This window comes from Streptomyces hamibioticus, assembly GCF_047946815.1.
GTDB lineage: Bacteria > Actinomycetota > Actinomycetes > Streptomycetales > Streptomycetaceae > Streptomyces.
This window is the reverse complement of sequence record NZ_JBKKQY010000001.1, coordinates 7194872-7207937: the sequence shown is the minus strand read 5'-3', so window position 1 is coordinate 7207937 and position 13066 is coordinate 7194872. Positions and strand designations below refer to the sequence as shown.

10 protein-coding genes are annotated in these 13066 nt (G+C 71.5%); 5 read left to right on the top strand and 5 right to left on the bottom strand.

Annotation, left to right across the window (positions count from 1 at the left end):
* Positions 1–48: 48 nt before the first annotated feature.
* Positions 49–1410: an ABC transporter substrate-binding protein gene (locus ACLGIH_RS32940; RefSeq protein WP_416528935.1), complete on the bottom strand. Its 1362-nt coding sequence runs from the start codon at positions 1408–1410 to the stop codon at positions 49–51.
* Between the two features lie 942 nt (positions 1411–2352).
* Between ACLGIH_RS32940 and ACLGIH_RS32935 the strand changes: the two genes are divergently transcribed.
* From ACLGIH_RS32935 to ACLGIH_RS32925, 3 genes are all read left to right on the top strand, one after another.
* Positions 2353–2904, top strand: a complete 552-nt coding sequence (locus tag ACLGIH_RS32935; protein ID WP_416528934.1) for a YcxB family protein — start codon at positions 2353–2355, stop codon at positions 2902–2904.
* A gap of 452 nt (positions 2905–3356) precedes the next feature.
* Positions 3357–4190 carry an alpha/beta fold hydrolase gene (locus ACLGIH_RS32930; RefSeq protein ID WP_416528933.1) on the top strand — a complete coding sequence of 278 codons (834 nt, stop codon included), beginning with the start codon at positions 3357–3359 and terminating at the stop codon, positions 4188–4190.
* Between the two features lie 126 nt (positions 4191–4316).
* Positions 4317–4853 (top strand): hypothetical protein, encoded by a 537-nt coding sequence (locus tag ACLGIH_RS32925; RefSeq protein ID WP_416528932.1) that lies wholly within the window; start codon positions 4317–4319, stop codon positions 4851–4853.
* A 121-nt stretch (positions 4854–4974) separates the two neighbouring features.
* Here ACLGIH_RS32925 and ACLGIH_RS32920 read toward each other — a convergent pair whose 3' ends face one another.
* Positions 4975–6012: an alcohol dehydrogenase catalytic domain-containing protein gene (locus ACLGIH_RS32920; RefSeq protein ID WP_416528931.1), complete on the bottom strand. Its 1038-nt coding sequence runs from the start codon at positions 6010–6012 to the stop codon at positions 4975–4977.
* A 90-nt stretch (positions 6013–6102) separates the two neighbouring features.
* Here ACLGIH_RS32920 and ACLGIH_RS32915 point away from each other — a divergent pair, with 90 nt between their 5' ends.
* Positions 6103–6588: an Lrp/AsnC family transcriptional regulator gene (locus ACLGIH_RS32915; protein WP_416528930.1), complete on the top strand. Its 486-nt coding sequence runs from the start codon at positions 6103–6105 to the stop codon at positions 6586–6588.
* A gap of 154 nt (positions 6589–6742) precedes the next feature.
* Here the strand turns inward: ACLGIH_RS32915 and ACLGIH_RS32910 are convergent, their stop codons facing one another.
* From ACLGIH_RS32910 to ACLGIH_RS32900, 3 genes are all read right to left on the bottom strand, one after another.
* Complete coding sequence (locus tag ACLGIH_RS32910; protein WP_416528929.1) at positions 6743–7627, bottom strand: DMT family transporter; 885 nt, start codon at positions 7625–7627, stop codon at positions 6743–6745.
* Positions 7628–8038: 411 nt separating this feature from the next.
* Positions 8039–8929: an NAD(P)-dependent oxidoreductase gene (locus tag ACLGIH_RS32905; protein ID WP_416528928.1), complete on the bottom strand. Its 891-nt coding sequence runs from the start codon at positions 8927–8929 to the stop codon at positions 8039–8041.
* Positions 8922–9818, bottom strand: coding sequence for an NAD(P)-dependent oxidoreductase (locus ACLGIH_RS32900; protein WP_416528927.1), 897 nt, complete (start codon positions 9816–9818; stop codon positions 8922–8924). The genes ACLGIH_RS32905 and ACLGIH_RS32900 overlap by 8 nt, the downstream gene beginning before the upstream one ends.
* Before the next feature lie 149 nt (positions 9819–9967).
* Here ACLGIH_RS32900 and ACLGIH_RS32895 point away from each other — a divergent pair, with 149 nt between their 5' ends.
* Positions 9968–13054 (top strand): AfsR/SARP family transcriptional regulator, encoded by a 3087-nt coding sequence (locus tag ACLGIH_RS32895; RefSeq protein WP_416528926.1) that lies wholly within the window; start codon positions 9968–9970, stop codon positions 13052–13054.
* Positions 13055–13066: the final 12 nt, after the last annotated feature.

Sequence of the window (13066 nt, the reverse complement as noted above, 5' to 3'; positions counted from 1 at the left end):
GCTGTCCCCCGCCGCCCGGGGGCGGCGGGGCAGACAGGAGGGGACCGGTCACTCGGCGACGTCGAGTGACTGCTTGCGCAGGGATTCGGCGCTCTGCGCGCCGGTCTTCTCCAGCACGCCGCCGAGGGTGTCCCGGCCGGCGATGACGTCCGCCGTTCCGTCACTGAGGTAGCGGTAGGTGTCGGTCATGGTCGGGCCCCAGGTGAAGTCGGTGTCCACATTCGCCGAGGCCTCGGCGAAGACGTCGAAGATCGGCTGCTTGCCGTAGAAGTCGACCGGCTGCTGGAGCGCCGGGAGGCCGAGACCGGCCTTCGCCGCCGGGTAGAGCCCTCCTTCGCGGTTGAGGATCTCCAGCGCCTCGCGGTCGGTGTTCAGCCACAGTGCGAACTCGGCCGCCTCCGCGGGGTGTTCGGTACTTCCCAGGACCGCGGTCGTGGAGCCTCCCCAGTTGCCCGCCTGCTGCTGCCCCTCCTCCCACTGCGGCATCGGAGCCACCGCCCACTTGCCGTCGGTCGACTTGGCGTTGTCCCGGATGGTGCTGTAGCCCCAGGCCGCACTGATCCAGGTGACCACCTCGCCGGAGTTCCAGGCCTTGTAGAGCGCGGGTGAGAAGCCCTGCAAGTCGGTGGCGACGAGTTTGTCGTCGATCATCTTCTGCCAGTAGTCGGCGACTTCCCGGCTCTCGGGCCGGTCGACGGTGACCTTCCACTTGTCGCCGTCGCGCTCGAACATGGTGGCCTTGTTCTGCCACAGCAGGCCCGTGAACCAGTTGGGGTCGGTCTGGGAGAAGTGGGTGATGTACTTGCCCTCCTTCTTCAGCGTGCGGGCCTGCTCCGCGTACTGGTCCCAGGTGGTGGGGGCCTCGAGGCCGAGCTTGTCGTAGATGTCCTTGCGGTAGAACAGGGCCATGGGGCCGGTGTCCTGGGGTATCGCCCAGACTCCGTCCTTGCCGCCGGCTCCGAACTCCACCTGCGACCAGGTCCAGTCCACGAACCCGTTCGCCGCCTCACGCACCCCGGGGCACGAGGAGATGTCTCGCAGCCCCTCCTTGAGCCGGAAGCTGGCCAGGGAGTCGTACTCGATCTGGCCGAGGTCCGGAGCCTTGTCGGCCTTCAGGGCGTTGGAGAGGTTCTGGTAGGTGCCGGCGTTGCCCGCCGGAGTCGTCTTCAGCTTGACCTGGATGCCGGGGTTCTCCTTGTTCCACAGGTCGACGGCCTCCTGCATGCCGGGCACCCAGGACCAGTAGTCCAGGGTGACCTTGCCGGAGGCGGGCTCACAGGACGCCCCCGCCCCGCCGTCGGCCTGGTCGCCACCGCCACCTCCACCGCAGGCGGTCAGCGCCGTGAGGGCCAGAATCGTTCCGCCGATCAGGGTGCGTCTGGCCGGTGAAATGCGATCACGCATCGCCATGGGTGCTCCTTGCGCCGAGGTCCGCTCCGACGAAGCGGTGGCCACAAGAGACATCAGGACCCCACAGAAGTCAACACCCCGAGATGAATTCCTGCCTTCCGAGGCCCCTTCGTGACCAGCTCGATACATCACCATGAGCGGCTAACCCGCAGCTGACCTGCGCGTTCGCGGAACGTCTCGCGGAATGCCTGACACGTCCTCGTCATGCGGAATCGATTACGCTACGGTGCCACAGCACGCCGAGACGAGAGCGATGGTGTGCCTGAGGCGGGCCACCTCGGCGGACGTGCCTACACCGAGCCGAGGTACCGGCGAGGCGCCCCGTCCTCGTGGGTTCCGGCGCGCTTACCGTCGCACGCGGGGCGTTGGCAAGGCCCTGCCGGTTACTCCGTTCCCCTGCCGCTGCTGGCCCTTACGGAAAGCCGAGTCGGCGCGAGTTCGGGGACGAGTGCGGCCGGCTCTCGTTCAGGAAGGAGAAGGTGGACGTCCGGCTGTGTGGGGCGACGGACCGTGAAATCGCGGTCCGGGAAGTCACGACCCGCTGCCGCCGACGCGGCAGGTCGGACGCAGGTGCCCAGGCTCGACGGTCCCACGACCGTCCTCACCGGCGAGCGTGTGACGGCCGGCACCCAAGATCCTCCTGCTGCGTTCCCTGCACGATCCGGCGAACAGCTACGCGTGGGCCGGCCCATGTGCACCGGCAGACGCGCAGAACGACCGTCCTGCTGCCGTACGAGGGCCCGGGACACAGCGTCTACGGGCGCAGTGACGCACACGTGACGCCGTGGACGACTACCTCACGGAGCGGAAACTCCCGAGCGCCGGGAGCCGCTGTGGCCCCGCCGCGAAGAGCTGATCGCGGTCCGAGAGCTATTCTCCCACTCGGGAACCGGAAGCCCCCGCCCTCGGGGTGGCCCGCCGCCGGCACTACGATCCCGCCTCATGGAGAACAAGGAGCGGAGGAACGCGCCCGGGCCAGCCGCCGTGGAGGTGGTGTATCTGCCGAGCCGGTCCGACATGGCCGAGGCACTACGCGCTCGGACGAGTCCCGCTGCCCGCTGGCGTTTTCCCTTGACCGCCGGGCTGATCACAGCGGCCGTTGTCATTGTTCTCCAAGTGCTCGGTGTGCCCGAAGGCGCCACCGCGGTGGCAGCCGCAGGCGCCGCGACGACGCTGGGCAGCCTGTTGGGCGGGTGGGTGAACCGGCTCCACCAAGTGCGGCAGATGACCAGGTACGCGCGTTCCCAGGGTGCGTACACCATGCGAGCGGACGACGAGGGCATAGACGCCGTCACGGCGGTTGCCGAGAGTCGGATCCCCTGGTCGTCGTTCCGGTACTCCGTCGAGACGGTGAACCTCTTCGTACTGGACATCGACGACACAGTGGGCGGAATGGCACTGCTGCCGAAGCGCGGACTGCGTGACGGGGCGGACGTCGATGGAATGCGCGCGCTGGTTGCGCGCCACCTTCCAACGCGCCCGCCCGGCGCCTGACAAGGGCGACGTCCCTCGCATTCCGTCAGGAGTTCTCGGAACCCCTGACGGGATGGTCCTTCGCGCTCAGAAGTCGATCTCCCAGGGGAGGGCGCCGGCCCGGGCTCCCAGGTCCTGCGACAGTTGCCTCGTCCGGGGAGGGCACACGGTCGGCCATGAGGCGATGCCGCCCCGTACTCCGGGGCTTCCGACACAACGGGACGGCCGTCGTCGTCGCCCCTGGCCGCGGCTGAACCGGGTTGCCGCGAGGGAGCTTCCGCGAGTGATCACGGGGGCTTCTTTTGTGCCGCGCGCCGACGCCGGCGCGCCGTAGGGTGGTGTGATGCGCGATCGCTTGGGAATCAGGTGTTGCCACCGGGGCCCCGGTTCGCCGGCGCAATGCCGATGCCCGTTGCCTCCCCCGGCCTGATCATCCCTTCGGCCCGCAGACACAACCGAGAGGAACAGCACCCGTGAGCGAATGGCAGCTGTCCGAGACGTTCCGCAGCACGTCGGGCGATGTCCGCTGGGGCAGCCTCGGCGAACCCGGCCAGGATCCGGTCGTGCTCCTGCACGGCACCCCCTTCTCCTCGTATGTCTGGCGCGCTGTCGCCCGCGCACTCGCCGGCCGCCACCACGTGTTCGTGTGGGACATGCCCGGTTACGGGGCCTCGGAGAAGTTTGTCGGCCAGGATGTCTCCTTGGCTGCCCAGGGCAGGGTCTTCACCGAGTTGCTGGCGCACTGGGGCCTTGAGGAACCGTTGGTGGTCGCCCACGACTTCGGCGGTGCCGTCTCCTTGCGGGCGCATCTGCTGCACGGGGCCCGCTACCGTGCGCTCGCGTTGGTCGACCCGGTCGCGTTGGCCCCCTGGGGCACCTCGTTCTTCCGGCTCGTCGGCAAGCATTCCGAGGTCTTCGAGCAACTGCCGCCCGCACTGCACCAGGCGCTGGTGCGCGAGTACGTGAGCTCGGCCAGCAGCCCCGGTCTGCACCCGGCCGTCGTCGACCGGCTCGTCCAGCCCTGGCTGGGCGACCTCGGCCAAGCGGCCTTCTACCGGCAGATCGCCCAGGCCGACCAGCTCCACACCGACGAAGTGCAAGGCCGGTACGGGGAGATCGGCTTCCCGACGCTGGTGTGCTGGGGCGAGGACGACACCTGGGTCCCTCTGGCGAAAGGACGGGAGCTCGCCGCCCACATCCCAGGCGCGCGACTTCAGCCCATTGCCGGTGCCGGCCACCTGGTCCAGGAAGACGCCCCTGCCGAACTCACAGCCGCTCTCATGACCTTCCTCCGGCAACCGCGCTGACACCCGGCACCACCGGCCGGGCAGCAGCCCGCACAGTGGGGCTCCTGCCGGACGGCATCGCCCAGTGGTCATCGTTGCCGGCGTACGGCAATGAGCTGGGACGGTCCCTGTGACAGGCTGCGGAGCATGGGGTGGACATACAAATTGCACGCCGGTGCGGCGGCTGTGCCGGGCATCGTACTGCTGGTGCTGACAGCGCTCACCTGGCTGCCCGGGACTCTGCCGCTGACGGAGTCGGGGTGGCCGATGGCGGTGATTGTCGTGCTGCTCTTCCCGATCTTCATATCCGCTCTGGTGCGTGTGTTCGTGACACGGGCGGACCGGCACTCGCTTTGGCTGGCCTTTCGGTGCCTTCCTCGTAGAGTGCAGACGGGACTTGGGGCATTGGCCGTGTCGGGTGTTGTGATGATGGTCTTCAGTACGGCTGCGCAGGGGAACCTGCAGTCCGCGGAGGTCAAGGGAGGGCGGTACTACGCCTTCGACACCACCCCGCACGCGCGCGGCACGGTCGAGGTCTCCCGGAGCCGCTACCAGGCCGTTCTGGAGAGTGATCAGCGCAGCATGTTTGCGATCCCGGGGTTGCTCCTCGTCGGCGCCGCGTATGCCGTCCTGGCAGCCGGAGAGCTGCGTCGACTGGATCGACGACCCGGTCTGGACCACTGAAGGCGCACAGCGGGTCATCGTGCCGCACCGTGAACGGCCCGGAGCGCCACCGCCGAAGGGCACTTCGGCAGCACGCCGTTGCCGGGGCTCCTCCCTCCGGTCGTGGTGTGCCGGGCCGGGATCAGTTCGTGGTGGGTCGTACCAGGGCCTTGATCGCTCGGCGTCGGTCCATGGCGCTGTAGGCGTCGGCGATGTCGGGCAGCGTGACGTCGGTGGTGAAGACCGGCGACGGATCGAGCGTTCCGCCGAGGACGTCGGCGATGAGCGCGTCGAGGTAGGCCCGTACCGGCGCGACGCCGGCCCGCAGGGCGATGTTGGCGCGGAAGAAGGGGTACAGATCCACTTGGTTGACGCCGTTGGGCACTCCTACCGAGCCGATGGTGCCGCCGGGGCGGGTGACCGCCAGGGCGAGGTCCAGCGCGGACTGGCTCCCGACACATTCGGCGACGGACGCGGCGCCGCCGCCGGTGAGTTCGACGATCAGCTCAGCGGTCTCCGTGGGGTCACCGAGATAGGTTTCCGTGGCGCCGAAGCGCCGGGCGAGACGGGCCCGGTCCGGGTGGTGCCCCACGCTGAGGATGCGTTCGGCTCCCGCTCGCCGGGCGGCCAGGACAGCGCACAGACCCACAGCGCCGTCGCCGATCACGACGACGGTCCCGCCACGGGCCACACCCGCCAGGACGTTGGCGTGGTGGCCGGTGACCATGACGTCGGTGAGCGGCAGGAGTCTGCGCGCGAGGTCTTCGTCGACGTCGGCACGGACAGGGACCAACGTGGCGTCGGCGAACGGGACCCGGACCGCCTCGGCCTGGCCACCGTCGTTGCGGCCGCCCCAGAAACCCCCGCGGCGGCAGGACGTATGGATGCCGTCGAGGCACGCCGGGCAGGTGCCGTCGGCGAATGCGAACGGTGCGACCACGAGGTCTCCCCGCCGCAGGCGCGTGACCTCTGGTCCCGTCTCCTCGATGATCCCGATCCATTCGTGGCCCATCCGGTCGCCGGACCGGAACTCTTCCCGGCCCCGGTAGGGCCACAGGTCCGATCCGCAGACGGCGGCCAGTTGCACGCGCACCACCGCGTCCGTGGGTGCACGGATCACTGGGTCGGGCACGTCGATCAGCCGGATGTCGCGGACGCCCTCCAGAACGGTTGCTTTCATGATCGGAACACTAGGGGTCCAGTTCGGGTCAGCACATGCCATAGTGCAGGCATTGCGGCTTCTCACCGAACGATCCGGAGGCTCTTGCGCATGTCCACCGTCGAAGTGTCGGCCGTCGACTCCACCGACCTGAAGATCATCCGGGAGCTGATGCGGGATGCCCGGATCAGCCATACGGAACTGGGCCGCCGGGTGAGCCTGAGCCGCCCCGCAGTCGCCGAGCGGATCCGCCGGCTCGAGGACAGCGGCGTGATCCAGGGGTACAGCGCGCAACTGGATCTCGCTCGGCTCGGGCTGAACCTGCAGGCCCGTGTCGCGCTGCGCCCCCGGTACCGTTCCAGCCGGGACGCGAAACGGCTGCGAGAACGTCTGCTCGCCACCGGACATGTCCTGTCCTGTGTGCACCTCACCGGCGACAACTGCTACGAGCTCTCGATCGCTGTCCGCGACGCTCGCCACCTCGAAGAGGTGATCGAGGAGCTCACCGCCCTCGGCGACACCACCACCGCGGTCGTGCTCTCCGAGCTGGTCCACTCCCGCAACGCCGACATCACCGCCTGGATCGATCCCGGCTGACGAGCTCGCTGGACGCGCCGTGCTGACGCACACGCACCGGACCCGCAGACCGAGCGGTTTCTCCGCCGGACGCCAGGCACCTGTCCCAGCGCGGGACAGGTGCCTGGGGAGCGGCGCGTACGGCCATCCGCACGGCCGGACCGGCGAGGGCGTCTCAGGGTGCTGACGGTCGCGCGACGGGCTCCTGGCGGATCACGGTCGAGACCAGGATGAGGAGCGCTCCGAGCACCTGCGGGCCGGACAGCCGTTCCTGGCCGATGAGTGCGGAGAGCAGGGTGGCAGTGAGGGGTTCGAGCAGGACGGCGATGACCGCCGCGCCTGCACCGGCGCGGTGCAGGCCGGCGAAGTAGCTGCTGTAGGCGATGGCGGTCGGAACCAGGCCCAGGAACAGCACGGCGCCGATCGCCCCGGGCCTGGCCGGGATGTCCATGCCGACCGTCAGCGCCACGGGCAGCAGCAGGAGACCTCCGGCCAGGAAGCCCAGCCCGGTCATGGAGACGCGGTCCAGGCCGGGAAGCGCCTCGCGGCGGTCCAGGGACAGGGCGGCGAAGCCTGCCGCGGCCAGCAGTGCCAGGCCGGTTCCGGCCACCCGGTGAGCACCCGCGGCCGGCGAGCCGATCAGGAGGACCAGTCCCGTGAGCGCGATGGCCAAAGAGACGACGGCACGGCGGGTGGGCCGGCGCCGGTCGAGAAGTGCCGTCCCAGCAGTGATCAGGACGGGGACGGCCACCATCGTGGTCAAGGTGGCCAGGCCGACCGAGGTGGCGGCCACCGCTGCGAAGTAGGCAGCCTGGAACCAGGCCAGCAACAGGCCGGCGGTGGCGATGCGGGCCAGCGCCCGCGGTTCGCGCGGCATGGTGGTGAGTCGCCCCGTCACCAGGGCGTATCCGGTGATGAGGATGCCTCCGGTCAGCAGACGGTAGGTGGCCACAGCCACCGGGGCGAGGCCGGTGTACGAGGCGAGGACCGAACCGGCGAGGCCACCGGTCCCCCACAGCACCCCGGCGAGAACGAGCAGGGCGATGCCGTTCCGCGGCATGGGCGCAGCGGAAAGAGATGAGCGTGCGGACATGAGAATTGGGCTCCGGCTTCGACGCGACAAAGGAAACGGCGTCAAAGCGGGGCGTCAACCGACCAGCGGCGGATCAGCGGCCGATCAGGCAACACGGAGGAGGGCCACGGCCTGTTCATCCGGCCGGGCCCCGGTCGACGCCCCGCTCAGAAGCGGGGCGGCGGGCAGATGATCCGATGCTGAAGCACGGTGCCCACCCTAGCGAGGTCGCCGGCTGCTGCGCACCAGCGGTCGTAGGGATGGTCTCCCGTGGGGGGCCTGGGCGGCGGCCCACGGCAGTCGGCACCGGTGGGTGAGGGGCGCCTCGCCGGGCTGCTCGTCGGTGGGTCGCCGACCCGGTCCGACCGGACGGTGAGCCACCGCCGGTGTGGTGAGCGCTCATCCTTCGGGGGTGCCCTGCGGTCTCAGCAGCTCGAACACGCTGGAGAAGCTGTCCTGCCCGTGCCCGTCGGCCGACCGCCTGTCGAGCAGGGCCTTCAGCGGCTCATGGACGTCGGAGGCGATCCCGCCGGCGCGGCTGAGGCGGATGAGGCCGTCGACCGCGACCCGGTTGAGGTCGACGGTGGAAACCCCGTCCGCGTATGTCCCTGATCCCGCCTCGCGGGCGAGGTCGGGCACGAACTCCGCCATGCCGTGCAGCCATCGGGCCGCCAGCGGGGCGAACTCCTCCGGGGTGGTGCCCACCGTGTCGAGGAGTGCCGCGGCGTGCAGGAATCCGGTGAGGGCCGCGTAGCCGGTGCCCAGGAGCGCCAGGGAATGGGTCTCCGCCGCGCCGGGGTCCGGACCGAAGTAGTGCGCCGGAGCCATCGTCTCCAGCTCCCGGCGGTAGCCGGTGAAGGCGTCGTGGGAGCCGCCGTAGAGGAAGAACCCCTCCGGTGTGGCGACGGTCTGAGGAAGGGCCATCATCGCGCCGTCGAGGAAGTCGGCGCCGTGGCCGGCGGCCCAGGCGGCCAGCTCGCGGGCCTGGTCGGGGGTGACCGTGGCGAGGTTGACCAGAGTGCGGCCCCGCAGTGCCGCGCCGGCGGGGTCAAGGGTCCGCCGTACGGCGCTGTGGTCGAGGAGCGGCGCGATCACCAGGGAGCCGGCCGCGACCGCCTCGGCCGCGGTGGCCGCGCGAGTGGCGCCCCGCGCGATGAGCGCGTCGGCCTTGGCGGCGGTGCGGTTCCATACCGTCGTCCGGTAGCCGGCGTCGATGAACGCTTCGGCGATCGGCAGGCCCATCCTGCCGAGGCCGAGGACCGTGATGTGCGGCTCGGCCCGCTCAGGCATTCCGCTCTCCTTCCGTGATCGTCTCGATGACGCCGGCGATGCCGCTGAGGCCGTGCCCGTCGGCCACCGCCCGCTCCAGCAGGGTCGCGAACAGATCCGGTACGTCGGTGCGCAGGCCGTGGCTCCTGCTGGTGCGGACGAGGTGCTCGACCGCTGCCGCGTGCACCTCGACCGTGCCGTCGTCGTCCGGGAAACGGCCTTCCTCGGCCTGGTGCGCGTGGTCCGTCATCAGCGAGGTGACGAACGGCATGTGCCGCGTCGCCACCGCGGCGAATGCGGTCGGGTCGATTCCGGCGGCGCCCGCCAGGGCGAGGGCGTGGTAGAAGCCGGACAGTGCGCCCCACGCCAGGCCGAACAGCGCGGTGTCGTACACCGGGGCCAGCGCCGGGTCGGGGCCGAGGTGTACGGAGTTGCCGAGACCGGCCAGCACCGCGCGGTGGGTGGCGAAGCCGTGCTCGGAGCCGCTGAACACGAACAGCGCCTCGGGGCGCCCGACCAGCCGGGTGCCGCTCATCGCGGCGCCGTCCAGGTAGCCGACGCCGTGTTCGCCCGCCCAGTCGGCCATCCGCGTGGCGTCCTGCGGCGTGCCCGAGGTCAGGTTCACCAGCGTCCGGCCCCTCAGGTTCTCCGCCACCGGCCCGAGCAGGTCCCGTACGGTCGCGTAGTCGGGCAGGCAGGCCACCACCAGCGGGCTCGCGGCGGCCGCTGCGTCCACGGTGGCCGCGCGGGAGGCGCCTTGCGCGACGAGTGCGTCGGCCTTCGCGGCGGTGCGGTTCCATACGGTCGTCCTGTGGCCGGCGGCGACGAACGCCTGGGCCAGCCGGGTCCCCATCTGTCCCAGGCCGATCACCGAGACGTCCGACCGTTCCTCGTTTTCGCTCTCCGGCATGCGGCAACTCCTGCTCGTTCTCGTGGGTTTCCCCGGACCGGTTCATCCGGTGTGCCCTCACTGTGCGGAACGGCGCTGTCGGGACGCTGTCGGGCCGATGTCGGTCTCCGGGCGGCCGCGCCGGGAAGGCGCCCGGTTACGGTTTGGCCATGTACTTCTCCGTGCTCGGGCCGCTCACCGTCTCGACGACCGCCGGACAGCCGGTCGGCATCCCCGAGGCGAAGGTCCGCGCGCTGCTGGGAGTTCTGCTCGTCCACGCGGGACGTACCGTCTCGGCCGACCGGCTGGTGGACGATCTGTGGGGCGACCGCCTGCCCCGCGACCCGGCCGGTGCCCTGCAGACGAAGGTCTCCCGGCTGCGCCGCGCCCTGGGGCGGGCCGAACCCGGGGCCGAGCGGCTGGTCGAGTCGAGGGCACCGGGATACCTGCTGCGCGTCGGCCCGGACGACGTGGACTCCGGCCGGTTCGCCGCGACGACCACTGCCGCGTACGCCACCGAGGACCCGCGCAGCAGGGCGGAGTTGCTGACGCAGGCCCTGGCGCTGTGGCAGGGGGATGCCTTCGCCGGCCTCGGCGACCTGGACTTCGTACGATTCGCGGCCGGGCAACTCGAGGAGCAGCGGCTGACCGCCCTGGAAGCGCTCGCCGAGGCCCGTCTGACACTGGGCGAGCATCAGGCTCTGACCGGCGAACTGGCGGAGCTGTCGGCCCGTCACCCGCTGCGGGAGCGGCTGCGCGCCGTTCAACTCCGGGCGCTGTACCGGTCCGGACGGCAGTCCGAGGCGCTGGCCGTCTACGCCGAGGTGCGGGGGCGGCTGGCCGAGGAGCTGGGCGTGGATCCCGGGCCTGAACTGGCCGCCGTTCACCAGGCGGTCCTCCAGCACGACCAGGCGCTGCGGGCGGCTCCGGTCCCCCGGCGAAGCGGGCACGGCACCCTGACGACCCCCCTCACCGGGCTGATCGGCAGGACCGAAGCGGTGTCCGCGGTACGTGAACTGCTCGCCGCGCACCGGCTGGTGACGCTGACCGGGGCGGGCGGAGTGGGCAAGACCCGTCTGGCGGAGGAAGTGGCGGGCCGCCTGGCCGGTGCCTACCCCGACGGGGTCCGGATGGTCGGCCTCGCCGGTTCCACGGACGTGGCCGAGCAGCTGAGCGCCGCGTTGGACATCCGCGAAGAGGGCGCGGTGGGCTTGGAGGAGGCCCTGCGTCCGAGGCGGCTGCTGGTGCTGCTGGACAACTGCGAGCACGTCGTCGACTCGGCCGCCGAGACCGTACGCCGGATCCTGGCCGCCGCCCCGGGGCTGCGCGTCCTGGCCACCAGCAGGGAACCCCTCGGGCTGGCCGCGGAGACCGTGTGGACCGTGCCACCGCTGTCGCACGCCGACGCCGAGCGCCTGTTCGCGGTGCGCGCCGCGGCCGCCGCGCCCGGATTCGCCGTCACCGAGCACGACGCGGCGGCCGTCGCGACGATCTGCCGTCGCCTCGACCGCATCCCGCTCGCGCTGGAACTGGCCGCCACCCGGGTCCGTGCGCTGGGCGTGCACGAGATCTCCGCCCGGCTGGACGACAGGTTCCGTCTGCTGTCCGGCGGCCACCGAGGCGTACCACCGCGCCAGCGGACCCTCCGTGCGGTGATCGACTGGAGCTGGGGGCTGCTCACCGACGGCGAACGGACGGTCCTGCGCCGCCTGGCGGTCTTCACCGACGGCTGCACCCTCGAAGCGGCCGAGACGGTGTGCGGCGGCGGTGACCAGGACGTCCTCGGCCCGCTGATCCGTCTGGTGGACCGCTCGCTGGTCACCGTGGCCGACGGCCCCCGGTACCGGCTGCCGGAGTCGATAGCGGCGTACGCGCGGGAACGGCTGGCGGAGGCGGGCGAGACCGACGCCCTGCACCTGCGCCACCACGCCCACTACACCGAGCTGGCCGAGCAGGCGGCAGCCGACCTGCACGGATCCGGGCAGCAGCGCCGGCTGGCACTCCTCGACCAGGAGCGCGCCAACCTGCGCAGTGCCCTGGAACGCGCCGTGCGGTCGAAGGACGCCTCAGGGGCGCTGCGCCTGGCGCTCGCCTCGGCCTGGTACTGGTTCCTGCGCGGGCGGCTGAGTGAGGCCCGGCGGTCGCTGGAGGAGACCTTGCGGGTTCCCGGCGACACCGAGGCCGCGCTGCGGTCCGACGCACTCCTGTGGCAGGCGGGTTTCACCGTGCTGACCGCGCAGGGACCCGGTCGTGCGGTCCGGACGCCCGACGAGGCAGCCGCCGAGGAAGCCGGTTGCGCGCGTGGCGTCTGGTTCCTCGGCCACGCCCTGCTCAGCGCGGGCGAGGACCTGTCCCGCAGCGAGACCCTGGTGGACCGCGCCCTGGACCGCCTGCGTACCGCCGGCGACCGGTGGGGAACCGCCGCGGCGCTCAGCACCCGGGCCACGCAGGCCCTGCTGCGGGGCGACCTGGCCACGGTGCGCCGCAGCGCCGAGGAGGGCCACGCCCTCTTCGATGATCTCGGCGACCGTTGGGGGCAGTTGCAGACCGGCTATCCGCTGGCCGCGCTGGCCGGCATCACCGGTGACTACGCTCGCGCCGCTCAGCTGCACGGGGACGGCCTCCGCCGCGCCGAGGAACTGGGCTTCTGGACCCACGCCGCGGACAGGCTCACCGGGCTCGGCAGGATCGCCCTGCTGACCGGTGACGTCCCACAGGCGACCGCACTGCACCGGAAGGCGAGGGAGCTGGCCGCCGAGCACGGCTACGCGGCGGGCGAGATCCACGCGGAGATCGGCCTCGCGCTCGCCGCCCGGCGCGAGGGCGACCTCGGCCTCGCCGAACAGCACCTGCACAAGACCCTCGCCTGGCACCGGGAGGCCGACTTCGGCCCCGGCCCCGCGCTCCTGCTCGCCGAACTCGGCTTCCTCGCCGAACAGCGCGGCCGCGCCGACGAGGCCCTCTCCCTGCACCGCCAAGGCCTCGCGGTCGCCCGCGAAGGCGGCGACCCGCGGGCCGTCGCCCTCGCCTACGAGGGGCTGGCGGGCGCCTGCGTCCTGCTGGGGCAGCCGACACGGGCCGCCCGCCTGCTGGGCACGGCCTCCCGCGCCCGCGAGGCCGCCGGTGCTCCCCTGCCGAAGGCCGAACGCGGCGACGTGGACCGCATCAGCGCCGGCGCGCTCGCAGCGCTGGGCATGACGGCGTTCACCGCAGAGTTCTCGGCAGGCGTCGACGAACCCGGCTGCGCATCTGCGTGAAACGCCTCGGCT